22 protein-coding genes and 2 pseudogenes are annotated in these 24,584 nt (G+C 72.4%); 14 read left to right on the plus strand and 10 right to left on the minus strand.

What is annotated here, in order from left to right:
• Nucleotides 1-58 precede the first annotated feature (58 nt).
• Nucleotides 59-475, plus strand: coding sequence for an SsgA family sporulation/cell division regulator (locus ACFYZQ_RS27915; protein ID WP_389153215.1), 417 nt, complete (start codon nt 59-61; stop codon nt 473-475).
• Here ACFYZQ_RS27915 and ACFYZQ_RS27920 read toward each other — a convergent pair.
• A pseudogene (locus ACFYZQ_RS27920) lies at nt 472-895 on the minus strand (isocitrate lyase/phosphoenolpyruvate mutase family protein); the annotation flags it as partial. The gene ACFYZQ_RS27915 and the pseudogene ACFYZQ_RS27920 overlap by 4 nt on opposite strands.
• Nucleotides 896-1,245: 350 nt before the next feature.
• On the opposite strand from ACFYZQ_RS27920, the gene ACFYZQ_RS27925 reads away from it, so the two are divergent.
• From ACFYZQ_RS27925 to ACFYZQ_RS27935, 3 genes are all read left to right on the plus strand, one after another.
• Nucleotides 1,246-2,871 carry an ABC-F family ATP-binding cassette domain-containing protein gene (locus ACFYZQ_RS27925; protein WP_389153218.1) on the plus strand — a complete coding sequence of 542 codons (1,626 nt, stop codon included), beginning with the start codon at nt 1,246-1,248 and terminating at the stop codon, nt 2,869-2,871.
• 133 nt (nt 2,872-3,004) lie between these two features.
• Nucleotides 3,005-3,781: a dimethylargininase gene (gene ddaH / locus ACFYZQ_RS27930; RefSeq protein ID WP_389153221.1), complete on the plus strand. Its 777-nt coding sequence runs from the start codon at nt 3,005-3,007 to the stop codon at nt 3,779-3,781.
• Between the two features lie 237 nt (nt 3,782-4,018).
• On the plus strand, nt 4,019-4,993 hold the full coding sequence (locus ACFYZQ_RS27935) for an acyl-ACP desaturase (RefSeq protein WP_389153224.1): 975 nt from the start codon (nt 4,019-4,021) through the stop codon (nt 4,991-4,993).
• Nucleotides 4,994-5,183: 190 nt separating this feature from the next.
• Here ACFYZQ_RS27935 and ACFYZQ_RS27940 read toward each other — a convergent pair whose 3' ends face one another.
• Nucleotides 5,184-5,429 carry a WhiB family transcriptional regulator gene (locus ACFYZQ_RS27940; RefSeq protein ID WP_389153227.1) on the minus strand — a complete coding sequence of 82 codons (246 nt, stop codon included), beginning with the start codon at nt 5,427-5,429 and terminating at the stop codon, nt 5,184-5,186.
• A gap of 271 nt (nt 5,430-5,700) precedes the next feature.
• On the opposite strand from ACFYZQ_RS27940, the gene ACFYZQ_RS27945 reads away from it, so the two are divergent.
• A complete protein-coding gene (locus ACFYZQ_RS27945) occupies nt 5,701-6,489 on the plus strand; it encodes a VOC family protein (protein WP_389153230.1) in 789 nt (262 codons plus the stop codon).
• Between the two features lie 17 nt (nt 6,490-6,506).
• On the opposite strand, the gene ACFYZQ_RS27950 is transcribed toward ACFYZQ_RS27945, so the two are convergent.
• The 3 genes from ACFYZQ_RS27950 to ligD form a co-directional block, all read right to left on the minus strand.
• Nucleotides 6,507-7,547, minus strand: coding sequence for a LacI family DNA-binding transcriptional regulator (locus ACFYZQ_RS27950; protein WP_389153232.1), 1,041 nt, complete (start codon nt 7,545-7,547; stop codon nt 6,507-6,509).
• A gap of 91 nt (nt 7,548-7,638) precedes the next feature.
• A complete protein-coding gene (locus tag ACFYZQ_RS27955) occupies nt 7,639-8,148 on the minus strand; it encodes a hypothetical protein (RefSeq protein ID WP_389153235.1) in 510 nt (169 codons plus the stop codon).
• A gap of 73 nt (nt 8,149-8,221) precedes the next feature.
• Complete coding sequence (ligD, locus tag ACFYZQ_RS27960; protein ID WP_389153238.1) at nt 8,222-9,241, minus strand: non-homologous end-joining DNA ligase; 1,020 nt, start codon at nt 9,239-9,241, stop codon at nt 8,222-8,224.
• Nucleotides 9,242-9,314: 73 nt separating this feature from the next.
• Here ligD and ACFYZQ_RS27965 point away from each other — a divergent pair, with 73 nt between their 5' ends.
• Nucleotides 9,315-10,379: an ATP-dependent DNA ligase gene (locus tag ACFYZQ_RS27965; protein ID WP_389153241.1), complete on the plus strand. Its 1,065-nt coding sequence runs from the start codon at nt 9,315-9,317 to the stop codon at nt 10,377-10,379.
• A gap of 30 nt (nt 10,380-10,409) precedes the next feature.
• Here the strand turns inward: ACFYZQ_RS27965 and ACFYZQ_RS27970 are convergent, their stop codons facing one another.
• Complete coding sequence (locus ACFYZQ_RS27970; RefSeq protein ID WP_389153244.1) at nt 10,410-11,600, minus strand: zinc-dependent alcohol dehydrogenase; 1,191 nt, start codon at nt 11,598-11,600, stop codon at nt 10,410-10,412.
• Nucleotides 11,601-11,740: 140 nt separating this feature from the next.
• Entirely contained in the window at nt 11,741-12,205 is a 465-nt protein-coding gene (locus ACFYZQ_RS27975; protein ID WP_389153247.1) for a MarR family winged helix-turn-helix transcriptional regulator, read from the minus strand.
• Nucleotides 12,206-12,465: 260 nt separating this feature from the next.
• On the opposite strand from ACFYZQ_RS27975, the pseudogene ACFYZQ_RS27980 reads away from it, so the two are divergent.
• The 5 genes and pseudogenes from ACFYZQ_RS27980 to pcaD form a co-directional block, all read left to right on the plus strand.
• Nucleotides 12,466-12,702 (plus strand): annotated as a pseudogene (locus ACFYZQ_RS27980) (CoA-transferase); the annotation flags it as partial.
• Nucleotides 12,703-12,807: 105 nt separating this feature from the next.
• Nucleotides 12,808-13,581: a protocatechuate 3,4-dioxygenase subunit beta gene (gene pcaH / locus ACFYZQ_RS27985; protein WP_389153250.1), complete on the plus strand. Its 774-nt coding sequence runs from the start codon at nt 12,808-12,810 to the stop codon at nt 13,579-13,581.
• Between the two features lie 6 nt (nt 13,582-13,587).
• Nucleotides 13,588-14,193: a protocatechuate 3,4-dioxygenase subunit alpha gene (gene pcaG / locus ACFYZQ_RS27990; protein ID WP_389153253.1), complete on the plus strand. Its 606-nt coding sequence runs from the start codon at nt 13,588-13,590 to the stop codon at nt 14,191-14,193.
• The gene (gene pcaB / locus ACFYZQ_RS27995) at nt 14,190-15,524 is read left to right on the plus strand and encodes a 3-carboxy-cis,cis-muconate cycloisomerase (protein WP_389153256.1); all 1,335 of its coding nucleotides are present in this window, start codon (nt 14,190-14,192) and stop codon (nt 15,522-15,524) included. Before pcaG ends, pcaB begins: the two co-directional genes overlap by 4 nt.
• Complete coding sequence (gene pcaD, locus ACFYZQ_RS28000) at nt 15,521-16,648, plus strand: 3-oxoadipate enol-lactonase (protein WP_389153259.1); 1,128 nt, start codon at nt 15,521-15,523, stop codon at nt 16,646-16,648. Before pcaB ends, pcaD begins: the two co-directional genes overlap by 4 nt.
• Before the next feature lie 127 nt (nt 16,649-16,775).
• Here the strand turns inward: pcaD and ACFYZQ_RS28005 are convergent, their stop codons facing one another.
• Complete coding sequence (locus tag ACFYZQ_RS28005) at nt 16,776-19,454, minus strand: ATP-binding protein (RefSeq protein ID WP_389153262.1); 2,679 nt, start codon at nt 19,452-19,454, stop codon at nt 16,776-16,778.
• 372 nt (nt 19,455-19,826) lie between these two features.
• Here ACFYZQ_RS28005 and ACFYZQ_RS28010 point away from each other — a divergent pair, with 372 nt between their 5' ends.
• Nucleotides 19,827-20,855 (plus strand): DUF2510 domain-containing protein, encoded by a 1,029-nt coding sequence (locus ACFYZQ_RS28010; RefSeq protein ID WP_389153265.1) that lies wholly within the window; start codon nt 19,827-19,829, stop codon nt 20,853-20,855.
• Nucleotides 20,856-21,009: 154 nt separating this feature from the next.
• Here ACFYZQ_RS28010 and ACFYZQ_RS28015 read toward each other — a convergent pair whose 3' ends face one another.
• The gene (locus ACFYZQ_RS28015) at nt 21,010-21,624 is read right to left on the minus strand and encodes a TetR/AcrR family transcriptional regulator C-terminal ligand-binding domain-containing protein (protein ID WP_389153268.1); all 615 of its coding nucleotides are present in this window, start codon (nt 21,622-21,624) and stop codon (nt 21,010-21,012) included.
• A 198-nt stretch (nt 21,625-21,822) separates the two neighbouring features.
• Between ACFYZQ_RS28015 and ACFYZQ_RS28020 the strand changes: the two genes are divergently transcribed.
• Both ACFYZQ_RS28020 and ACFYZQ_RS28025 read left to right on the plus strand, forming a co-directional pair.
• Nucleotides 21,823-22,629 (plus strand): phosphatase PAP2 family protein, encoded by an 807-nt coding sequence (locus ACFYZQ_RS28020; RefSeq protein ID WP_389153271.1) that lies wholly within the window; start codon nt 21,823-21,825, stop codon nt 22,627-22,629.
• Nucleotides 22,626-23,576, plus strand: coding sequence for a hypothetical protein (locus tag ACFYZQ_RS28025; RefSeq protein WP_389153274.1), 951 nt, complete (start codon nt 22,626-22,628; stop codon nt 23,574-23,576). Before ACFYZQ_RS28020 ends, ACFYZQ_RS28025 begins: the two co-directional genes overlap by 4 nt.
• Nucleotides 23,577-23,692: 116 nt before the next feature.
• Here the strand turns inward: ACFYZQ_RS28025 and ACFYZQ_RS28030 are convergent, their stop codons facing one another.
• Nucleotides 23,693-24,523: a phospholipid scramblase-related protein gene (locus ACFYZQ_RS28030; protein WP_389153277.1), complete on the minus strand. Its 831-nt coding sequence runs from the start codon at nt 24,521-24,523 to the stop codon at nt 23,693-23,695.
• Nucleotides 24,524-24,584 lie beyond the last annotated feature (61 nt).

The following is a 24,584-nucleotide window of genomic DNA, read 5'->3' on the forward strand; positions in this document are numbered from 1 at the left end:
CTTCCAGTGCCCGGTCTCGCACCGGAAGTCCGTCCAGCCGTCACGAGGGAGCAAGGCGTTGTCCACCGTCATCGAGCAGCCCGTCGAGGCCCGCCTCGTCGCCGCAGCACCGCGTATGCCGAGCATTCCCGCCACGCTGCGCTACGACCGGAGCGACCCGTTCGCCGTCCGCATGACGTTCCCCGCCCCGGCCACGCTGGAGGGCGTCGAGGTCTGCTGGACCTTCGCCCGCGAGCTGCTGACGGAGGGAATGCAGGCACCCGAGGGTCACGGCGACGTACGGATACGGCCGTACGGGTACGACCGCACCGTCCTGGAGTTCCACGCCCCCGAGGGCACCGCCGTCGTACACGTGCGTACCGGTGAGATCCGCCGCTTCCTGCAGGCGACGAACGACCTGGTGCCCACCGGCCTGGAGCACCTCCAGCTCGACCTGGACCACGACCTCGCGGAGCTGATGCGCGACGCCTGCTAGTTCCACCGGGCGAGCAGTGCGTTGAGCTCGCCTTGGTCGATCCCCTCGGCCAGTGCCCCGTAGGTCCCCGCGTCCAGCAGCTCCCGCGCGGCGCGGCGGGCCACGGCGTACGCCGCCTGCGCCGGTCCCGACCCGGCACTCACCCGGGCGACGCCGAGTGCGGCCAGTTCCGCGACCGGCGGCGCGCCCGGCCCCACCAGCACGTTGAGGGGCCCGTCGACCCCGTCGACGAGCGCCCTGACCGTGGGACCCCCACCTCGCTTCGCTCGCCCGCTCCGCGGTCGCCCGCGACGAGCCTCTCTCCTGCCCGTACGGCGCGTCCTCGATGTTGCCGCCCACCATGCCCGCCGCGAGGACCGCCCGCTCGGTGTCGGCCACGCACTTCGGGTCGTCGGCGTAATCGGTCTCGGTGTCGGCGCTGGGGAGCGGCTGTCATGAGCGCCACTCAACGAGCCGCGACAGGCAAGGCTCTGGCAGGAATCCGCCATGAACACGACCGGCCTTCGGGGCGCTCCGTAATTCCGTTGACGGCGGCCACCGGCTCTCCTACGGTGTACAGCGCTTCTGTTGCCGTCGATCGGAGAAGGACGTTGCTCGTCTGAGGTCCTGAGACACCGCGCCCCACGCGAAGTGGGTATGCGCGCGTGCGACCTCGGCGTCCGAGCCGTCCTCCGGCACAGGGGCTCCCCCTCGTCCGGCTGCACTGCTGCCGCCCCGCGGTGTCTCGACACGCGATCACCCTGACCGCACCAAGCAACCGCGAGGCCCGTATGTCTTCATCCCTCACCGTCACGTCCCTGTCCTTCTCCTGGCCGGACGGCACCCCGGTCTTCGACGGTCTCGACGCCGCCTTCGGCCCCGGCCGCACAGGACTCGTCGGCACCAACGGGTCGGGAAAGTCCACCCTGTTGAAGCTCGTCGCGGGTGAGCTCACCCCGACGGACGGCGCCGTCCGGGTCGCGGGCGAGGTCGGTTACCTGCCGCAGAACGTCACCCTGGACACCGCGCTCCGCGTGGACGAGGCGCTCGGCATCGCCGCGAAGCGGGCCGCACTGCACGCCATCGAGGCGGGCGACGCGGCCGAGGAGCACTTCGAGGCCCTCGGTGACGACTGGGACGTCGAGGAGCGCGCCCTGGCGACCCTCGGCGAGCTGGGCCTCGGTCACCTGGGCCTCGACCGCAGCGTCGGCGAGGTCTCGGGCGGCGAGTCGGTCCTGCTGCGGCTGGCCGCGCTGCTGCTCGGCCGCCCGGAGGTGCTGCTGCTGGACGAGCCCACCAACAACCTCGACCTGTACGCGCGCAGGCGGCTGTACGCGGCCGTCACCTCCTGGCCGGGCGTGCTGATCGTGGTCAGCCACGACCGGGAACTCCTCGACCTGGTCGACCAGATCGCCGACCTGCGCGCCGGGGAGATCACCTGGTACGGCGGCAACTTCACGGCGTACGAGGAGGCCCTCGCCGTCGAGCAGGAGGCGGCCGAACGCATGGTGCGCGTCGCCGAGGCCGACTTGCGCAAGCAGAAGCGGGAACTGGCCGACGCCCAGGTGAAGCTGGCCCGCCGCAAGCGGTACGGGCAGAAGATGTGGGACAGCAAACGCGAACCGAAGATCGTCATGGGGGCGCGCAAGCGCGCGGCCCAGGAGTCCGCGGGCAAGCACCGCATCATGCACGAGGAGAAGCTCGCCGAGGCGAGGGAGAGGCTGGACGAGGCGGTGGAGGCCGTACGGGACGACGACGAGATCCGCGTCGACCTGCCGTACACGGCCGTGCCGCCGGGCCGCGACGTCCTCACCCTGCGGGAGCTGGAACTGACGTACGGGGCGCGGGTCGAGGGCGCCTTCGAGCTGCGCGGCCCGGAGCGGGTGGCCCTCGTCGGGCGCAACGGCGCTGGCAAGACGACCCTGCTGCGCACGATCGCCGGGGAGCTGGAGCCGGTGGCGGGCGAGGCGCGGGCGCACGTCCCGCTGCGGTTCCTTCCGCAGCGACTGGACGTCCTGGACGAGGAGCTGACCGTCGCGGAGAACGTGGCCCGGTTCGCGCCGGACGCCACGAACAACCGGGTCCGGGCCCGGCTTGCCCGCTTCCTGTTCCGGGGCGCCCACGCCGACCAGAAGGCGGGCACGCTCTCCGGCGGGGAACGCTTCCGGGCGGCCCTGGCGGCCCTGATGCTCGCCGAGCCGGCACCGCAGCTGCTTCTACTCGACGAGCCGACGAACAACCTGGACATGGCGAGCGTGCGCCAGTTGACGACCGCCCTGGAGTCGTACGAGGGCGCGCTGGTCGTGGCCAGTCACGACCTGCCCTTCCTTCAGTCGCTCGGCATCACCCGCTGGTTGCTGCTGGAAGAAGGGGAACTGAAGGAGACCGGCCTTCAGGCCCTGGAGGATCCCGCGTAGCCCGCGTGGCGCGGCTCAGGAGGGGCACAGCAGTACAACGATGGTTTTGTCCTCACGCAGCCGCCCTGCATGATGGCGGACCGGCGCCGCAGAAAACGGGCGCCGGACCGCCCCGCCGATACGGAGACCCCTCGTGCCCAGCAAGAAGGCCCTCGTCCGCCGTCCCAGCCCGCGCCTCGCCGAAGGCCTGGTGACACACATCGGGCGGGAGAAGGTCGACGTGGGACTGGCGGTCGAGCAGTGGGAGGCCTACGTCGACGCGCTGCGCACGCACGGCTGGGAGACGATCGAGGTGGATCCGGCCGACGACTGCCCGGACTCGGTGTTCGTCGAGGACACCGTCGTCATGTACAAGAACGTGGCGTTGATCACCCGGCCCGGCGCCGAGTCCCGGCGCGACGAGACCGCCGGCGTGGAGGAGGCCGTGGCCCGGCTCGGCTGCTCGGTCAACTGGATATGGGAGCCGGGCACGCTGGACGGCGGTGACGTCCTGAAGGTCGGCGACACCGTCTACGTCGGCCGGGGCGGCCGCACCAACGCGGCCGGGGTCCAGCAGCTTCGGGCCGCCTTCGAGCCGCTGGGCGCGCGGGTGGTGCCCGTTCCGGTGAACAAGGTGCTGCATCTGAAGTCGGCGGTCACGGCGCTGCCCGACGGGACGGTGCTGGCACACATTCCCAACGTGGACCGCCCTTCGCTGTTCCCGGGCTTCCTGTCGGTGCCCGAGGAGGCCGGCGCCCACGTGGTGCTGCTCGGCGGCCACAAGCTGCTGATGGCGGCCAGCGCGCCGAAGACGGCCGAACTGCTCACCGACCTCGGCCACGAGGTGGTCACCGTGGACATCGGCGAGTTCGAGAAGCTCGAGGGATGTGTGACATGTCTCTCGGTGCGTCTGCGGGAGCTGTACGCCTGATCGGGTGATCGTTCACTCCGACGGCCCTGGGACCTGCCTGTCCCGGGGCTCTTCGGCATGCCCCGGTCCGGTCGGCAAGGCGGCCTGATCAGCGATCTTTACACCACACTTAACCTACGGATTCGTAACCTACGGATTCGTAGCCTACAGTCACGTAGGTTCCGGCACCGCTCGCCGGTCCGGCTCCGACCGAGTCGGTTCGTTCCCCCTCCTGTTCGGCGTCCCCCTGGAGTTTCCATGACGATCACTTCCCCTCACCTCGGCAGCCCCTCCGTGTGGACCGACGCGCGGCTGCTGTTCGCGCTGGAGGAAGTGGTCGAGAAGGAACTGAACCGGCATCTGAAGGTCGCCAAGGACTGGATGCCGCACGAGTACGTGCCCTGGAGCGACGGCCGCAACTTCCCCGGCCAATTCGACGACGGCGAGGCCTGGGACAAGGAGCAGTCCAAGGTCACGGAGGTCGGCCGGATCGCCCTTGTGGTGAACCTGCTGACCGAGGACAACCTGCCCAGCTACCACCACGAGATCGCCTCGCTGTTCGGCCGGGACGGCGCCTGGGGCACCTGGGTGCACCGCTGGACCGCCGAGGAGGGCCGGCACGGCATCGTGATGCGCGACTATCTGCTCACCTCGCGCGCGGTCGACCCGGACAAGCTGGAGCAGTTCCGCATGTCGCACATGAGCGAGGGCTTCGAGTCCGACAACCGTCACTCGATGCTGCACTCGGTCGCCTACGTCGCCTTCCAGGAGCTCGCCACCCGCATCTCGCACCGCAACACCGGCCACCAGTCCGGTGACCCGGTCTGCGACCGCATGCTGGCGCGCATCGCGACCGACGAGAACCTGCACATGGTCTTCTACCGCAACCTGCTCAAGGCGGCCTTCGAGCTCGCCCCCGACCTCACCATGCAGGCCGTGCGGGACGTGGTGGTGAACTTCCGCATGCCCGGCCACGGCATCCCCGGATTCGAGCGGGCGGCGGCGCAGATGGCCATCGGCGAGGTCTACAACATGCGCATCCACCACGACGACGTGCTCCAGCCGGTGCTGCGCTTCCTGAAGATCATGGAGATCGACGGGCTCGGCCCCGAGGGCCTTCAGGCGCAGGAGGAACTGGGCCTGTTCATGGGCGGCCTGGACGCCGAGGCCCTGAAGTTCGACGAGAAGCTGGCCGCGCGCAAGGCGCGGATGGCGGCGCGGGCCGGCGCCTGACGCCCGGCGGGCGGGGCGCACCGAACCGCAGGGGCGCCGTGTCGGTGGCCCGCGGCGCCCTGCCCACGCCGCGGGGACGCGTCGGTCGGCAGCCCCGCCTCGTCGGCCTCCCGCAGCACCGCGGGCAGGGCGACGACCGCACCGGTCCCTGTCGCCGTCCGTCCCGCCGTACGTCCCGCGGCCCGTCCCGTCAGGGTGCCGTGCGCCTGAGGGCCAGCCGCTCCTTCTCCGAAAGGCCGCCCCACACGCCGAAGCGCTCGTCGTTGCTGAGGGCGTAATCCAGGCACGCGGTGCGCATCTCGCACATGCCGCAGATGCGCTTGGCCTCGCGGACCGAGCTGCCCGGCTCCGGGAAGAAGAAGTCCGCCCCGGTCTGGGCGCACAGCGCCTGCGCCTGCCAGGCGGTGCCGGCCGGGGTGATGGTGTCGATGTGCATGGCCAGAAGCGTCCCGGACGGCGAAAAACGTTCGATCAACGCCGGGTCAACGAGTCGTTCAGCCCCTTCGGCCGCCTGACGATGATGCTCCCCGCCGGGGCACCGGCGCACGGCGGCGCGCGGAACCGGACGAGGACCGGGAAGAACGCGCGAGGTCATCGAGGGGGGACAGCGGGCCCGTCCGGCGGGCGGCGGCGTTCCGGCAGCGGTTGTCAGTGGGCGGTGCCAGACTCGGCAGTGCAGACAACGGGACCCTTCCTAGGAGGGCGACATGCTCACCACCCGTTTCGTCGACGGTGCCCCCAACTGGCTCGACGTCGGCACCCCCGACATCGACGGCGCCGTCTCCTTCTACGGCGGTCTCTTCGGCTGGCGGTTCCAGTCGGCGGGACCCGAGGCCGGCGGCTACGGCTTCTTCCAGCTCGACGGCCGGACCGTCGCCGGCGGTATGCAGACCACGCCCGAGCAGGGCCCGCCGTCCTGGACCGTGTACTTCCAGAGCCCGGACGCGACCGCCACCGCCAAGGCCGCCGAGCAGGCGCACGGCAACGTCCTCTTCCAGCCGACCGACGTGATGGGGCAGGGGCACATGGCGGTCCTCGCCGACAAGGCGGGCGTGCCGTTCGGCATCTGGCAGCCCGGGCAGACCAGGGGCGTGGACCTGGCGGGTGAGCCCGGTTCGCTGTGCTGGGTCGAGTTGTACACGCCGGACGAGGCGGCTGCCGCGGCGTTCTACCACCAGGTGCTGGGCCTGGAGACATCGGCCGTGCCCTTCCCCGGCGGCACCTACACCTGCGTCAATCCCGCCGGCGCCGGGGAGGACGCGATGTTCGGCGGCATCGTCCCGCTGGCCGGAGCCCCGGCGGAGGAGGGCGGGCCGCACTGGCTGCCGTACTTCGAGGTGGAGGACGCCGACGCGGTCGCCGCCAGGACGCAGGAGCTGGGCGGCACGGTCAGGATGCCCGCCACGGACGTGGAGGGCGTGGGCCGCATCGCCAGGCTCGCCGACCCGTACGGCGCCCGTTTCGCGGTGATCAGGAGCGCCCCGCGGCAGGGCTGAGCCGCCGGGCCCGCGGGCTACGCGGTGGCGCGTCGCACCAGTGTGGTCGGCAGGACCACGCCGGTCGGTGCGCCGGCCGCGGTGGACTCGCCGTGGCGGCGGGGGTCCGGGCCGTCCAGCAGGAGGCGGGCCATCAAGCGGCCCATCTCCTCGATGTCCTGACGGATCGTCGTCAGCGGCGGGTCGGTGTGTTCGGCGACGGGCAGCATGTCGTCGAATCCGATCACCGCGACGTCCTCGGGCACCCGCCGCCCCCGCTCGCGCAGGACGCGCAGAGCACCGGAGGCGGTGAGGTCGTTGGCGGCGAAGACGGCGTCCAGGTCCGGGCAGCGGTCGAGGAGTTCCCGCATCGCCCGTTCACCGCCGGCCGGGGTGAAGTCGCCCTGCTCCACCAGCCGGGGGTCGGCGTCGCCCATGACGTCCCGGTATCCGTCGAGCCGGTCCGCCGCGGACGTCTGGTCCAGGGCCCCGGTGATGTGCGCGATCCGCCTGCGCCCGAGCCCGGCCAGATGCCGCACGGCGTTGCGGGACCCGCCCCGGTTGTCGCTGTCCACGTACACCACGCCGCCGGTCCCGTCGCTCCACCCGGGCCGGCCGCCGAACACCGTGGGGACGCCGGCGCCCCGGATCAGCCCGGGCAGCGGATCGTCGAGGTGCAGGGAGAAGACGAGCGCGCCGTCGACATGGCCGCCGGCGAGGTAACGGGCCACGCGCGCGTGGTCGTCCCTGCCCTCCGTGAGCAGCAGCACCAGTTGGTTGTCGTGCGCCGTCAGCTCCTTGCTGATGCCGCGCAGCTGCAGCCCGAAGAAGGGATCGGCGAAGACCCGGGTCTCCGGTTCGGCGATGACGACGGCGACGGCGTCGTGCCGCTTCGTCACCAGACTGCGCGCCGCCTGGTTGGGGACGTAACCGAGTTCCTCGACGGCCCGCCGGACCCGCTCGACGAGGGGCTCGCGGACACCGTCGCCGCCGTTGACGACCCGTGACACGGTGGCGCGTGACACCCCGGCCCGCGCGGCCACGGCCTCCAGCGTGGGACGTGACGCTGTCTCGGCCAAATCGGGACTCCTCACCGGATGTGCGGATCAGGATAGCCCGGCCGCGGGCCCCCGGTGAGAGCGCTCTCGTGAGCTCCTTCCCGGTCGGCCGTCAGGGGCGCTGCCACACGCGCCGCGAGGTCCTGCGGGCGCTCGCGGCGTACGGCCCGCGGGGCGCCAAAGCGGCACCGCCGGCGCGGGAGTCGTGGTCGGCGGCACGGCGGACGAGGACCGGATACACGTCGCCGAGGCGCTGCGGGCGGTGGCCGGGGACGCCGAGGCCGCCGGGGCCGCGCTGACGGCCGCCGGTGACGCGTTGACGTGCGGGCGGTGGGTGCGGCGGTCCGCCGGTCTGCGGCTGGCCGGGGCGCTCGGTCCGGCCGGCGCACCGCTGGCGCCCCGGCCCCGGAAGCTGATCGCGGCCGGTGAGGAGCCCGCGCGGGCGGCGATCGCGTTGTGGCGGGTCACCGGAGAGGTGGGCGAGGCGCTGCCGGTCCTGGACGAGTGGACGACGGCACGGCGGATGCGTCCGGAGATCGCCGCGTGCCTCGCCGACCTGGGCCGGGCCGCCGCTCCCGCCCTGCCACTGATACGCGCGGAGCGGGCCTCGCCGCGCCGCCACGACGACACCGGCGGTCCGGGAACATGCGCTGCGACGTCCGCCCCGACGGGACCCTGCTCCATGACTGCCGCCGTCAGGGGGTCTCTCCGCGCCGCGCCCGGCTCGGCTGCACCCGCTTCGGCTCCCCGGGCATCTTCGGGTACTCGGGCGGGTAGGGCAGGTCGCCCAGCCCGTGGTCGTGCTCGTCCCGGCGGGCGAGTTCGAGCAGTCCGTCCAGGGAGAAGGCGTGGTCGTCCATGTCCGCGTGGACGTCGCCGAGTTCGGCGAACCGGGCGGGCATGGTCGCGAGGTCGAAGTCCCGGGGTTGCGCGACCCCCACCTCCTCCCAGCGCAGCGGCGCCGAGACCGGGGCGTGCGGATGGGGCCGTACGGAGTAGGCGGAGGCGATGGTGCGGTCCCGTGCCGTCTGGTTGTAGTCCAGGAAGATACGGCGGCCGCGTTCCTCCTTCCACCACTTGATCGTGACGTGTTCCGGCATCCGCCGCTCCATCTCGCGGCCGACGGCGATCGCCGCGCGCCGCACCTGGGTGAAGGTCCAGCGCGGTTCGATGGGCACGAACACATGCAGGCCGCGCCCGCCGGAGGTCTTGGGCCAGCCGCGCAGACCGCCGTACTCGTCGAGGACGGCACGCAGCTCGTGAGCGGCTCGCACCGCGTCCGCGTAGTCGGTACCGGGCTGCGGGTCGAGGTCGATGCGGAGTTCGTCGGGATGGTCGACGTCCGTGCGGCGCACCGGCCAGGGGTGGAAGGTGAGCGTGCCGTACTGGGCGGCCCACACCACGGCGGCCTCCTCGGTGGGGCACATCTCGTCGGCGCTGCGGCCGCTGGGGAAGGTGATGTGGGCGGTGGGAATCCAGTCGGGCATGCCCTTGGGGGCGCGCTTCTGGAAGAACCACTCGCCGCCCACGCCCTCCGGATAGCGCTCCAGGGTGGTGGGGCGGTCGCGCAGCGCGCGCAGAATGCCGGGGCCGACCGCCGCGTAGTACCGAGCGAGGTCCAGCTTGGTGAAGCCGCGCTCCGGGAAGAACAGCCTGTCCGGGCTGGACAGCCGCACGGTCCGTCCGCCCACCTCCAGGTCCACCGCATCACCCATGCGGCCACGGTAGGCGTACCGGACACACCTCGCACACCGGGCGGCATGCGGAATGTGCGAGCAGAATCGGAGCATGGATCTGCCGGTGATGCCGCCCGTGAAGCCGATGCTCGCCAAGTCGGTGGCGAGCATCCCGCCGGACATGCAGTACGAGGCGAAGTGGGACGGGTTCCGGGCGATCGTGTTCCGCGACGGCGACGAGGTCGAGCTGGGCAGCCGCACGGGCAAGCCGCTGACCAGGTACTTCCCGGAGCTGGTGGCGGCGGTCAGGGAGCGGGTGCCCAGGCGCTGTGTGCTGGACGGCGAGATCGTCATCGCCCGTGCGGGGCGGCTCGACTTCGACGCCCTCACCGAGCGCATCCACCCGGCGGACTCCCGGGTGCGGATGCTCGCCGAGAAGACCCCGGCCTCCCTCGTGGCGTTCGATCTGCTGGCTCTGGAGGACGAGTCACTGATGGACGCGCCGCTGACCGACCGGCGGGCGCTGCTCGTGCGGGCGCTGTCCGGGGTGACGGCGCCGGTGCACCTGGCGCCGGCGACGACGGACATCGAGGTGGCGCGACAGTGGTTCGAGCAGTTCGAGGGGGCCGGTCTCGACGGGGTGATCGCCAAGCCGCCCACCCTGCGCTACCGGCCGGACGAACGGGTGATGTTCAAGGTCAAGCACGAGCGCACCGCAGATGTCGTGGTCGCCGGCTACCGCCTGCACAAGAGCGGGCCCGTGGTCGGCTCGCTGCTGCTCGGACTGTACGACGACCAGGGACGGCTCCAGCACGTGGGCGTGTCCGCGGCCTTCCCGATGAGGAGGCGGGCCGAGCTGATCGAGGAGCTTCGGCCGCTGCGCATGGACGACGTGGCCGGGCATCCGTGGGCGGCATGGTCCGAGGAGGCGGCCCACGAGACGGCCAGGCTGCCCGGGGCGCCGAGCCGCTGGTCGGGCAGGAAGGACCTGTCCTGGGTGCCGCTGCGGCCGGAGCTGGTGGCCGAGGTGGCCTACGACCACATGGAGAACGGCGCCCGTTTCCGGCACACGGCCCGCTTCCGCCGCTGGCGCCCCGACCGGACCCCGGAGAGCTGCACGTACACCCAGCTGCAGGAACCGGTGCGCTATGACCTCGGGGAGATCCTCGGGCCGTAGGGCTCCCACGTGTCCCACGTGTCCCGCGGGTCAGGGCTGGAACAGGATCTTGACCGCGCCGTCCTGCTTGTTCTGGAACATGTCGTACGCGTGCGGCGCCTCGGACAGCGGTATCCGGTGCGTGGCGAAGTCGTCGACGCCGAGCGGGTCGTCGTCGGTGAGGTAGGGCACGATGTCGCCGCTCCAGTGGCGCACGTTGGCCTGGCCCATCCGCAGCTGGACCTGCTTGTCGAAGAGCGTGAGCATCGGTATGGGGTCCGCCATGCCGCCGTAGACGCCGCTGAGGGAGATCGTGCCGCCGCGGCGCACCAGGTCGATGGCGGTGTACAAGGCGGCGAGCCGGTCGACGCTGAAGCGTTCCGCGAGGGGGCCGCCGAGCTTGCGGGGCATCACCGCGGCGGCCTGCTGGACCAGGCGGGCGACGGCGCTGCCGTGCGCCTCGGTGCCGACCGCGTCGATCACGGCGTCCGGGCCGCGTCCGCCGGTCTCGTCACGGATCGCGGCGACCAGTTCCTTCTCGTTGTCGAAGTCCGCGATGTCGTACGTGTCCACACCCCGTCGGCGGGCCCGTTCCAGCCGCTCCGGGACCAGGTCGAGGCCGAACACCCGCCCGGCGCCGCGCGCCAGGGCGACCCGGCAGGCCATGTCGCCGATGGGGCCGAGGCCGAGCACGGCGACGCTGCCGCCGCGCGGTACGTCGGCGTAGGCGACCGCCTGCCAGGCGGTGGGCAGCACGTCGGAGAGGTAGACGAAACGGTCGTCGGGCGGGCCCGCGGGGACCTTGATCGGACCGTAGTCGGCGTGCGGAACGCGCAGGTACTCGGCCTGCGCGCCGGGCACCGCGCCGTACAGCCTGGTGTAGCCGAACAGGGCGGCACCCATGCCCTCGCTGGTGACCTGGGTGGTCTCGCACTGGGTCTGCAGTCCGGCCGAGCACATGAAGCAGTGCCCGCAGGAGATCTGGAACGGCACCACCACGCGGTCGCCCGGCTTCAGGCCGGACACGTCGGGGCCGACCTCCTCGACGATGCCCATCGGCTCGTGGCCGAGGATGTCGCCCGGGGTCATGAACGGGGTGAGCACCTCGTACAGATGGAGGTCCGAGCCGCACAGCCCGCTCGACGTCAGCCGGATGACGGCGTCGGTCGGCTCCTCGATCCGGGGGTCGGGCACGTCCTCCACCCGTACGTCCCTCTTGCCCTGCCAGGTCACTGCCTTCATCGTGTCGCGCTCCCTTCCGTCGCGTGTGCGCGCCGGTCGCCGTTACGCGTTCGGGTTCCGGGGTGGCGCCCGGGTACCCATGGGGGCCTGCGTGAACCGTGTGCGGGAGCGCTGACCGGGGCGGGGCCCGGCAGCCCGGCTCAGGTCTGGGCGGCGAGGGGTTCCGCCGGGTTGCGCAGTCCCTCCGCCGCGTCCGAGACCCGGCGGATCAGGTCGAGGAACAGCCGCTGCTCCTCGGCGGAGAGCGGTGCGAGGAAGACCTGGTTCATCCGGGCGGTGCGCACGGTCAGCTTGCGGTGGGTGCGCAGACCGGCGTCGGTCGGCCGCAGCAGGAAGCGCCGGCCGTCCTGCGGGTCGCGCACCTTGTCCAGCAGCCCCCTGCGCGTAAGGCGGCTGATGACCTCGGCGATCGTCGACCGGTCCAGGCCCACGCGTTCCCCGACGGTGCGCTGGTCCAGGCCCGGTTCGGCGACGAGCGCGTTCAGGACCGCGAACTGCGGCGAGGTGATCTCCTCGGAGACCATCGTGTTCCACAGCAGGTGGTGCGCCTGCTGGAGCCGTCGGGCCAGGTGCCCGGGGTGGGTGGAGAGATCCACCGCGGCCATGTGCGCTCCCGTGGTCGTCTTCGTCGGTGCACTGAACGATACTCGCGCACCGGCACCCCTGTCTGCCGCCGCGCCTCTCCTGTCAAGCCAGCTCTTGACGCTTTGGCATTGCCGGTGGCAGCGTGTTCCGCATCTCGTCGGAATGCTCAGTGCGCTGATTAATTCACGGAGATGGGGCGTCACGGATGGACAAGGTGGTCGCCACGGCCCTGGAGGCGGTGGCAGATGTGCCGGACGGCCGTGCCGAACGTGCTGATCCAGCGGGGCGTCTGCGAGCGGGCGGGGCCGGGATCCCCGCCTTCTGCACCCCCGCGGCGGTGGGCACACAGATCGCCGACGACGGTCCGCCCTGGCGCTACGACGGCTTCGGCGGCGTCGCGCTCGCCTCGCCGCCGAAGGAGGTGCGGGAATTCGAGGGCGTCGAGTATGTCCTGGAACGCGGGATCCGCACCGACTTCGCCCTGGTCCGTGCCGCGAGGGGCGACCGGTCCGGCACCGTCGCCCACCAGCTCGCCCGGCACGGCTCCGGCACGCAAGTAGCCACCCTCCGCATCTGCGTGGGCCAGGGCCGCGCTCTCGTCCTCGAACACTAGGACCCCACCATGTCCCTCACCCAGCACGACATCGACCAGGAGATCGCGGCCGAGCACGCCGCGTACGAGAAGCGTGTCGCCGACGGGGCGCCTGTGGAGCACCACCCGCGCCGCGACTACGCGCCGTACCGCTCCTCCGTCCTGCGCCACCCGAAGCAGCCGCCGGTCACCATCGACGTGACCAACGACCCGGAGCTGGTGGAGCTGCACTCCCCCGCCTTCGGGGAGCGCGACATCACGGAGATCGACAACGACCTCACCCGGCAGCACACCGGCGAGCCGATCGGCGAGCGCATCACCGTCTCCGGCCGCCTCCTCGACCGCGACGGCCGCCCGGTACGCGCCCAGCTGATCGAGATCTGGCAGGCCAACTCGGCCGGCCGCTACGCCCACCAGCGGGAACAACACGACGCCCCGCTCGATCCGAACTTCACCGGCGTCGGCCGCACGATCACCGACGCGGAGGGCCGCTACCACTTCACGACCATCCAGCCGGGCCCCTATCCCTGGCGCAACCACCTCAACGCCTGGCGTCCGGCGCACATCCACTTCTCGATGTTCGGCACGGCGTTCACGCAGCGGCTGGTGACGCAGATGTACTTTCCGAGCGACCCGCTGTTCCCGTACGACCCCATCATCCAGTCGGTGACGGACGACGCGGCACGGCAGCGGCTGGTCGCCACCTACGACCACGGTCTGTCCGTACCGGAGTTCTCGATGGGCTACCACTGGGACATCGTGCTGGACGGCCCGAACGCCACCTGGATCGAGGAAGGGCGCTGACCCGCCATGACGAAGACCGACACCAGCAGGCCGGAGAGTGTGCTGCCCACCCCCTCGCACACGGTGGGCCCCTTCTACGGGTACGCGCTGCCCTTCCGCGGCGGCGAGGAGATCGCGCCCCTCGGGCACCCGGACACGATCACGGTGCACGGCTACATCCTCGACGGCGCGGGCAAGCCGCTGCCCGACGCGTTCGTGGAGCTGTGGGGGGCGGACCCCGACGGCAATGTGCCGACCACCGACGGCTCGATCCGGCGTGACCCGGCGACCGGCGGCTATCTGGGCCGCAACGGCGTGGAGTTCACCGGCTGGGGCCGCATCCAGACGGACGCCGACGGCCACTGGTACGCGCGCACGCTGCGGCCGGGTGCCCGGGGGCGGAGTGCGCCGTACATCAGCGTGTGCGTGTTCGCGCGCGGGTTGCTGGTGCATCTGTTCACCCGGATCTACCTGCCGGGCGACGAGGCGGCGCACGCCACCGACCCGCTGCTGTCCCGGCTGACGGACGAGCGACGCGCCACGCTGGTCGCCACCGGCGAGGGCAACGCCACCTACCGTTTCGACATCCGCCTTCAGGGCGAAGGTGAGACGGTCTTCCTGGAGTTCCAGTGACTTCTGCCGGTCCCGACGACCCTGGCCTGCTCGCCCCTGGCTGGGCAGGCTCCCCCGCCGCCTCCGCGACCGGCGACACCGCCCAGCTGCGGGCCCTGCTCGACGCGGAGGCGGCCCTGACCCGCGCCCAGGCCGCGCTGGGCCTCGCCCCTGCCGAGGCCGCGACGGCGGTCACCGAGGCGGCGCGGGCCGACCGCTTCGACGTACGTTCCCTCGCCGAGCGCGCCCGTGCCGGCGGCAACCCGGTCATCCCCCTGGTGGCCGACCTGACGAAGGCCGTCGGCGAGGAGTACGGCCCCTACGTCCACCGGGGCGCGACCAGCCAGGACATCATGGACACCGCGACGATGCTGGTCGCCTCGCGCACCCTGGAGCTGATCCTGGCCGACCTGGCGCGCGCGGAGCGGGCGCTGGCCGCGCTGGCCGCGGAGCACCGCGGCACACCGATGCCGGGCCGGACACTGACCCAGCACGCCGTGCCGACGACGTTCGGGCTGAAGGCGGCCGGGTGGCGGTCGCTGGTGCTGGACGCCCGGGACCGGGCGACGGCGGTGCGGAACTCACTGCCGGTTCAACTCGGCGGCGCCGCCGGGACACTGGCGGCCTTCGCGGCCTACGGCGCCCAGGACCCCGTCGCCCTGCCCGCCGCCTATGCGAGGGAGACCGGCCTGCGCGAGCCCCTGCTGCCGTGGCACACCCTGCGCACGCCGATCGCCGACCTCGCCGGGTGCCTGGCCTTCACGGCGGGGGCGCTGGGCAAGATCGCCGCGGATGTGCTCACGCTGTCCCGCACCGAGATCGGCGAGGTCACCGAGGGGGCCGGTGGCGGTTCCTCGGCCATGCCGCACAAGGCGAACCCTGTACGGACGACGATGCTGGCGGCCGTGGGCCGGCGGGCACCGCAGCTCGCGGCCACGTTGTACGGGTCGCTGGCCGCCGGCGACGAGCGGCCGGCCGGGGCGTGGCACGCCGAGTGGGAGCCGCTGCGGGACCTGCTGCGAATGGTGGGCGGCGCCACCCGGGACCTCGCCGAACTGGCCGACGGGCTGCGGGTCCACCCGGAGGCCATGCGTGAACACCTCGGCCTCACCCGCGGGTTGATCGTCTCCGAGCGGCTCTCCGCCGAACTGACCCCGCTCCTCGGCCGGGCCCGCGCGAAGGAACTGCTCACCGAACTCGCCCGCCGTGCGCACGCCGAGGACCGCGACCTTGGCGGTCTTCTCGCCGATCAGCCGGAGCTGAAGGACGCCGACCTCGACGAGCTCACCGACCCCGCCCGTTACACCGGCTCCGCCGGAGCCCTCACCGACCGTGCCCTGGAGCGACGTTGACTGGCGCACTGCTCAACTGCATCGCGGAAGGCCCCGCTTCCGCTCCCCCGCTGCTGCTCGGGCCCTCGCTCGGCACCTCCCACGCCCTGTGGGACGCCCTCGCCCCCGAACTGTCCGTCACCCACCGGGTGGTCCGCTGGGATCTGCCCGGGCACGGCGGTTCGGCGGCCGACCTGATCGGGCCGGGGGCGACCGTCGGCGACCTGGCCGGGCTGGTGCTCGCGCTCGCCGACTCCCTCGGCATCGAGCGGTTCACGTACGCCGGAGTGTCCCTCGGCGGCGCGGTGGGGCTGCACCTCGCCGTGCACCATCCGGAACGACTCACGTCCCTCGCCGTCATCTGCTCCTCGGCCCACTTCGGCGGCGAACAGCCGTGGCGGGAGCGGGCCGAGCGGGTCCGCCGGGAAGGCCTTGAGTGGCTTGCGGAGAACGCCGACGCCCGCTGGTTCACGCCCGGTTTCACGGTACCGCGGCTCGTGGCCGACCACCGCGATGCCGCCCCGGAGGCGTACGCGGCCTGCTGCGACGCGCTGGCCGCCTTCGACCTGCGCGACCGGCTCGCCGACATCGCGGTGCCGACCCTGCTCGTCGCGGGCCGGCAGGATCCGGCCACCCCGCCCGCCCATCTGCGGGAGATCGCGGACGCGGTGCCCGGTGCCACGCTCGTCGAACTCCCCGGCGCCTCCCACCTGGCGCCCGCCGAGTGCCCCGATGCGGTACTGACCGCCCTGCGCGGCCACATCGGTGAGGCGGCCGGGCGAGGCATGGCGGTGCGGCGGGAGGTGCTCGGGGACGCGCACGTGGACCGGGCGCAGGCCCGGCAGACCCCGTTCACGGCGCGGTTCCAGGACTTCATCTCACGCTATGCGTGGGGCGAGATCTGGAGCGACCCGACGCTCTCCCGCCGTGAGCGCAGCATGGTCACGCTCACGGCACTGGTCGCGCACGGCCACTACGAGGAACTCGCCATGCATGTGCGGGCGGCGCGGCGCAACGGGCTCACACCGGAGGAGATCGGTGCGGTGCTGCTGCAGACGGCCGTGTACTGCGGGGTGCCGGCGGCCAACCAGGCGTTCGCCACGGCCCAGCGGGTGCTGGCGGAGGAGGACGGCGCCGCCGGGTGACGCCTGTATGCGAGAAACGTATACAAGGAACGTATGCGGGGACGTATGCGAAAAACGTATACGAAGGTGTATACGAAGGTGTATACGAAAAACGCGTGCAAAAGTCGTATGCAAGATCGTATGCGATCTACCGCAGCCCGCGTCCCGTCTCCAGTACCTCCCGGGCCCGTGCCACCAGCCCGTCCGCCCCGCACGACCGCGCGAGCGCGAGGCCCCGGTTGAGCTCCGCGACCGACCGGGCGGCGATGCCGTACTCGACGCGGGCGGCCGCGTGTTCGTACTGGCAGGGTGAGGCCTCCAGATAGGCGACGGCCTGGGCGGCGAGGCGGACCGCGCGCTGGCCGGTCTCGAGTGCGGCGGCGCAGCGCAGGGCCTCGCCGATGGCGGTGTCCGTGCCGAACCGCTCGGCGTCCCGGCGAGCGTCGGTGGCGAGCCGGGCGGCGCGGGCCGGGTCCTCGGTGGCGAGCGCCCGGGCGAGGTCGACGGCCCACGGGACCATCACGGGGTTGTGGTGGCCGCGGGCGGCGGCCGCCTTCTCGGCGGCCTCCAGCTCGTTGACGCCCTCCTTGGTGCGGCCGACGGCGAGCAGCAGCCGTCCTCGTACGGAGCGCGGGTCGGGCAGCACGATGGTGGACGGGTACGGCGGCGCGAAGCCGTACTGTTCGGCGACCTCCCAGGCCTCCCCGGCATGGCCGCGGGCGAGCAGCGTGTCGACCAGGTTGCAGGTGGCCGACCAGTACAGGGGCAGACCGCGTCCGACGCGTTCGGCGAGGCGCAGCGACTCCCGCAGGGACGCCTCCGCCTCCCTGAGCCGGCCCCGCCTGCGATGGCCGAGGCCGAGGTAGGCGTGGGCCAGGGCGAGGTGGCCGCCGCTCCAGCCGGCGGTCTCGTAGGCGCGCAGGGCGTCCGTGTAGAGGGCCTCGGCGCGGTCGAGGCGGTCGGTGTAGACGTAGGCGTTGGCCAGCATCAGCAGCAGTTCGATGCCCCACTCGGTGTCGGTCCAGCCGAGTCCGGGGGCGAGGCGGCCGTTCACGAGGGCCCGGTCGCACAGTTCGACGACCTCCTCGGCGCTCTCGCCGTGCGTCATGGCGTCGAAGCCGCGCAGGATCAGCAGGGCACGCTCGGAGTTGTCCCGGCCGGTGCAGGTGCGGGCGAGCGCGGCGAGGTTCTCGGAGCGGCCCGGGGTGGCCGCGTCCGATGCGTGGAGCCCCTCCCACATGTAGTGCACGGCCTGCAGCCGCATTTTGGCGGGCCCCGGCTCCTGCCGGGCGGCCTCCGCCTCGACGGTGCGGACGGCCTCCTCCAACTGGTCGTTGTGGAGCAGGGCCTGGGAGAGGCGGACGACGGCGTCGATGCGTTTGTCGCCGTCGAGGCCCGGCATGGCGAGGGCGGCCTGCAGGTGGTCGATGGTGGTCGCGGGCGCCGTCAGAAGGGTGGCGCAGCCCAGTTCGTACAGTACGTGCGCGTGGACGTCGGGCCGGGGCGGCTCCACCAGGGCGCGTTCCAGACAGCGCCGGGCCGCGTCCGGCGCGCCGACGGCAAGGTGTTCGCGGGCGGCTTCGCGCAGCTGCTCGACGAGCTCCTCGTCTTCGTCCGGGTGCACCTCCAGAAGGTGCCGGGAGGCTGCGGCGGCGCCCCGGCCGGTCTCGCTGACGACCTGGGCGGCGATGCCGTGCATCGCGGTGCGCATCGCCGGCGGGATGGAGTTGTAGACGGCGGTCGCGATGAGCGGGTGGACGAACTCCAGCTCGCCGTCGTCGACGCGGGCGGCGGCGGGGTGGGGTTCGGTGAGGATACGGGCGCCCACCAGCTGTTCGGCGCAGCGCCGGGCGTCGTCGTCGCGCATGGTGGCGAGGTGGGCGACCAGGTCGACGGTGATGCCGGTGCCGAGGATGGCGGCCGCCCAGGCGACCTTGGTCGCCTCGACGCCGAGGTCCTCCAGGCGGGCGACGATCCCGCCGCCGCGGGCCGAGCGGTTCAGGGCGCGCAGTTCACCGGCGTGGGTCTCGACCGGTTCGAACTCGCCGTCCCGCACCTTGGCGAGGAGTTCGACCGTCTCGTACGGGTTGCCGCCCGTGACGGCCCAGACCTCCCGGCAGAACGGGGCGTCGGCGTGCCGTCCGAGGGTGGCGCGGGTGAGGCCGGCGGTGGCGTCGGGGGTGAGGGCGCTCAGACTCCTGACGGGGGCGCCCTCGGCCACCGCGTCGAGGTGGCGGGCGCTGTCGCCGCTGACCTCGCCGGGCCGGCGGGCCACGACGACCAGCACGGACAGGTCGTCGAGGCGTTCGGTGAACGCGGCGAGCCAGCGCAGGGTCTCCTGGTCGGCCCAGTGCGCGTCGTCGATCAGCAGGACGAGCGGCCACCAACGCCCGGCGAGCCTGCGGACGGCGGCGACCAGTCCGTCGCACACGCCCTGCGGGTCGGCGTGTCCTTCGCCGGGTTCGGCTATGCCGAGCGCGGGACCGGCGATGCCGTACCAGTCGCCGAGGTACTCGCGGGCCTCCTCGGGCAGCAGCGAGACCAGCGCGGGCTGCAGCAGCTGCCGTAACACGTTGAAGGGGACGGACCTCAGTGTCTCGCCGCCGCGGGTGGACCACACGGTGCAGCCGCGGCGTTCGGCGATGCGGCGGGTCTCGGCCAGCAGCGCCGTCTTGCCGAGGCCCGCCTCGCCGCGGAACACCAGCAGCTTCCCGGAGGACGAACGGTCCGAGCACAGGTCGTCCAGCGCCTGCGTGACGGTGGCGAGCTCCGCGTCGCGCTCCCACAGTGGCGCCGAGGCGACCGCAGGGGGCCGTGCCTCCGTCATCCCGTTACCTCCCCAGTCGCCCGAACGAAGTACAGATCTCGAGCGTAGCCCTCCCGTCGGCCGACCGGAGGCCGGTCGGGACACCTGTTGCCGTGACGAGTGAACTGCGGTGCGGACGGGCGACGTCCACCGGCTCCCACCAGCCACTCCGGAGTGACGGACCGTCAACGGGCGGTAAAGCGAGACCGGTTGTGCAAGGCGGCGAGCCGCCACCCCTGGGACGCCGCCCCCGAGGAGGGACAGCGGCTGCCGCCGTCCGCGCGGCGGGGAGCGGATCGGCCGGGCCGGAGCGGCCGGAGACACGGCCGAAGGGCCGGGCCGAATGTCGGGGGCTCTCATCCCTCTTTCACCGAGGCCTCATACGGTGGGGGCATGACGCAGGTGACTCCTCCCGGGTGGTACCCCGACCCCGGGCAGACAAGTGACGGTCCCGCCACCGAACGCTGGTGGGACGGCAAGGCATGGACGGAGCAGACCCGTCCCGCCGGGTCGGCCGCCGTATGGGGTCCCCCGACACCAGCACCGCCGACAGGCGTGCATCCGGCCTATCAGGCCTACCCGGCCTATCCCGCCCAGCCGCCGGCCCCTCCCCGGCGCGGGCTTCGCACGGGCATAGCCGTCGCGGTGGCGGCCGCGGTACTCACCAGCATCGGGGTCGGCGTGTACGCGCTCTCCGGCGACGGCGGGAGCGGCGGCGACCGGGCCGGCTCACAGCAGGGCCCCGGCGGCCGGGGCGGGCCCGGCGGCCAGGGAGGATCCGAGGGCCAGGGCGGGCCGTTCGGCGGCCCGGGCGGCGGATCCGGCAACGGCGGCGACGGCGGCCCGGGCGGCCAGTCGCCCTCGCCGGGCCAGTCCGAGGCGCCGAAGGTCAAGGGCGGCGGTACGGTCAGCGACCCGATCGACGGTATCAGCATGCCCGTACCGGACGGCTGGACCGGGCAAGCGCTCGAGGCGGGTGCGCAGGTGACCTCGAACGACTCCTACAAGTGCCCCGGCGACACCTCCAAGACCTGCACCACCGGTGGCGCCTTCTCGGCACCCGCGCTGCTCCTCGGCGACAAGGGCGGGACGGCGGAGGAGGTCGCCAAGGCGGACATCGCGGCGAACGCCAAGGAGTCCTACGGCGGTACCACCTACGGCAGCATCACTTCCCACAAGGTGCTTGCCTCCGAGGCGGTCACGGTCGCCGGGCAGAAGGGTTACCTGGTGCGCTGGCGGGCGGTCACCAGCAAGGGCGCCGACGGCTACGTGGAGTCGCTCGCCTTCCCCTCCCCCACCGACCCGAAGCGGATCGTCGTGGTGCGCTTCGGCGTCGACTTCGGGAAGCGGACGTCGGTCGTCGACGAGATCACCAAGGGCATCAAGGTGTCGTCGGGCGGCGGCAACGGGCAGAACGTCTGACCCGCCGGCCCGAACAGGCAGTTGAGCCGGCCGGGTGGGGTGCCCCTCCGCTCCAGAGGAATCCCACCCGGCCGGCGGTGTGCGCCGCCCCCGTCCCCACGGTGCGGCGCGTACAGGTCACCGTCCAGTCATCCCGTGGACGGCGGCCCGGTTCTCAGGTCAGCCCGAGTGCGGGCAGCACGGCGGCCTCCACGAACCGCAGCAGATAGCCGGAGTCGGCGTGCTCGCCGCACAGCACGGGCCGCGCGCGCAGCACGCCGAACATCATCGCGGGCACGTACTCCAGGGCCGGGTGGTCGGCGCGCACCTCTCCCCGCTCGACACCGCGCGCGAGGATCTGCCGGAGCGCGGCGATCTCGGGGTCGATGAGCGTCTCACGCAGTGCCTGCTGCAGTTCGGGGTCCTGCGTGATCGCGTGACCGAGGGCCTGCATCAGCTGGGCGTCCTTGCCGGACCAGTCCCCCGCGGCGCGCGCTGCCCGGCGCAGGTCCTCGGCGAGCGAGCCGGTGTCGATGCCGGCGAAGCGCACCTTGCGATTGGCGCGCAGCGCCGCCGCCACGAACTGGGGCTTGGTCTTCCACTGCCGGTACAGCGTGGACTTGCTGCACCGGGTGCTGGCGGCGACCCCTTCCATGGTGACCGAGTCGTAGCCGCACTCCCGGATCTGTTCGAGCACGGCGTCGAAGAACTCCCGCTCACGCTCGGGCGTGATCTTGGAGCGGCGCGAGGCGGCGACCGTCTCCGGTCCGTCCGCGGCCTGCGACGTCATGTGCTCTTCTCCTCACTCCGGTCCGGATCACGGCGGGGGCCCTCCGCTCGCGTAAGGCGGTCCGTGAACCCCGTCTCCAGTGTGTCCTATGTCAATCGATACGCCAGTGTACCGGTACGCGAACGTATCGGTACACTGGCGTATCGGTACGGAATCGTATCGATGAGTCAGCAACACCGTCAGTGAAGGGGCCGGGGGATGGATGCCCGTACCGAGCCTGCAGAAGCGGAGTCCGGCGCGATAGCGCGACCGCCGCTCGTCCGTGAGCTCCTGCTCGTCGCGGGGCTCTTCCTCGTCTACAAGCTCGGTCGGCAGCTGGCCACCGGTCACACCGGTGAGGCCCTGCGCAACGCCCGCCGCGTATGGGACCTGGAACGGGCGGTGCACCTTCCGGGCGAGGGCGCCGTGCAGTCCGCACTGCTGCACGGCGACACCCTGGTCCATCTGGCGAACACCTACTACGCGACCGTCCACTTCCCGGCCACCGCCGCCTTCCTGGTCTGGCTGTACCTGCGGCGGCCCGCGCACTACGTCTGGGCCCGCCGGGTCCTCGCCGCGGTCACGGCCGCCGCCCTGGTGCTGCCCTTCACGTTCCCGCTCGCCCCGCCGCGCATGCTGGCCGGCACGGGGCTGGTCGACACCGCGCGCGTGTACGGACCTTCTGTATACGGTCCACCGCAGACCGACCACCTCTCCAACCAGTACGCCGCGATGCCGTCGCTGCACTTCGGCTGGGCCCTGATGGTGGCGATCGGCCTGACCGTCGCGACCCGCTCCCGCTGGCGCCTGCTGTGGCTGCTGCACCCCCTCGTGACCCTGCTGGTGATCGTCGGTACGGCGAACCACTACTGGCTCGACGCGATCGTCGCGACGGCCATGCTCGGCGTGGCGCTCGCCCTGATCCATCCGCCGCATCGCACGGAGAGTACGGCGAGCGGGCCCCGACGCGGCCGGCGGAGGCTCGTCTCCCCCGAGCAGCCGGTCCTGGTCGGAGCGGGCCGATGAACGCGGATCTCGTCGCCGTCGCCCTGTCACTCGTCTCGGCCGTCGCCTACGCCGCGGCCGCCGTCGCCCAGGAACGCCTCGCCTCGCGCGACCTGGGCGTGGGCCTGCTGCGGCTGCTCGGCAGCGGTGCGTGGTGGTCGGCGGTCGGACTGAACGCGGGCGCGGCGCTGCTGCACGTCGTGGCCCTCAAGTACGGTCCGCTGACAGCGGTCCAGCCGCTCGGGGCGCTCACTCTGGTGGCGGCCGTGCCGATGGGGGCGCGGGCCGCCGGGCGAAGGGTCAGCCCGGTCGAGTGGCGCGGCACCGCGCTCACGCTGCTGGGGCTCGCCGCTCTATTGGTCACCGCGTCGGGTCCGGCGCCCGAGCGGGCGCTGAGCCTTGCTCAGGCGCTCGCGGTCGCCGGTGCGACGGCGTCGCTTATCGGCGTGCTGGCCCGGCCCGGCGCCCGGCCGGGACTGCGGCACGCGACGGCGTCCGGTGCCGCCTCGGGCGTGGCGTCGGCGCTCACCCAGACGGTGACGGTGGCGGCGACCGGTCACTCCGGGGCCGGGCTCGGCATCGGGGTGGTCGTGGTCGCGCTGCTCGTCGCCGCGTTCGCCACGGGCGGGCTGCTGCTGTCGCAGACGGCCTACCGAGGCGGCCTGGGCGCCCCGCTGGCAGTGGTGACCCTGGCCAACCCGGTCGCGGCCGCGGTGATCGGGATCAGCCTGCTCGGCCAGGGACTGCGGGGCGGTGTGGCCGGTGTCCTGCTCGCCCTGGCCGGGGCGGGGCTGGCGTCCTGGGGTGTGGTGCTGCTGACCCGGGTGACACCGGCGTCTGAATCCGCCCTCGGGACGGCGGAAGAGCACCCCGTAGCGGCCGTTCTGGCGCTGGAGCCGGGAACGGCGTCGCTGGAGCCGGCGCTGGTGCCTCGTCGGTCGCGCTCAGGACGCCTCACTCCGCTGTAGGGCCTCGGACACGAAGGCGGCGGCCGGTGCGTACGGGATTCCGTACACACCGGCCGCCGTTGCCTGCTCGCCGTCGACCGTCTCCTGCATACGTGATCGCATACAGGAGACCGCGGTCACCCCAGTCCGCGCGAGTCCTGCTTCAGCGCCGTGTCGACGGTCAGGGCCGTCGCCACCACGAGGCTCAGCAGCGGCTCGGGCAGCTGGTAGTGGATCTGCAGGACGTAGTTGTCCGCCGTCGTGAACAGCGTCTTGGCGAGGCCTTCCCAGGTCTTGGTGATCCGGGCGACCTCGTTGTCCGCGTGGTCGACGATGGCGAAGTTCCACGCCCGCCAGTTCTCCGCCTTGATGGCACCGACTTTCTGGCCGCCGGCGTTCATCGCGAAGTTGATCTTCCCGATCATGTTCTGCTGGACGATCTCGCCCACCGGTGAGCCGTCCGGGCGCTCCACGATCACCCGGGACTTGAAGATCTTCCCCGGCCGGGTCAGCAGCAGCTGCGGCTGGCCGTAGGCGTCGCGGATCTCCAGCTTGTGCGTCATGAACTGGTCGAGGCTGGAGAGGAGGCGGACGATCTTCTTGATGAAGCTCTGACCGACCTGGACGACCGAGCCGATCTCCCGGCCGTTCTGATCCATGACCTTGTACTCGTTGGTCACCTCGATCAGCTTGGCCTTCTGGTTCACCACCAGCACCGGCTCGGTGAACAGCGTGCCGCCGCCGGGGCCTCCGGCGGCGACTCCGGCCTGCTGCTGCACCTGCCGCTGCACCTTGGCGTCACCGGCCGGCTGCTGCGGGAACGCGGCCGCCTGCGGGGCGGCCTGCTGGGCGCCCTGGTCCGGGTTGGTGTGGTCGGTCCACTGCGCGCCGTCCCAGTAACGGAGCGTCTGGGGCGCACCGTGCGGATCGGGGTACCAACCTGCAGGAGTGTTCGATTGCGTGGTCACCGGGGCACACTACCCTGAGCTGACCGGTACCTGACCAGTCCCCACGATGCGGTATTCATCG

It is taken from the genome of Streptomyces sp. NPDC001843 (assembly GCF_042891955.1).
Classification (GTDB): domain Bacteria; phylum Actinomycetota; class Actinomycetes; order Streptomycetales; family Streptomycetaceae; genus Streptomyces.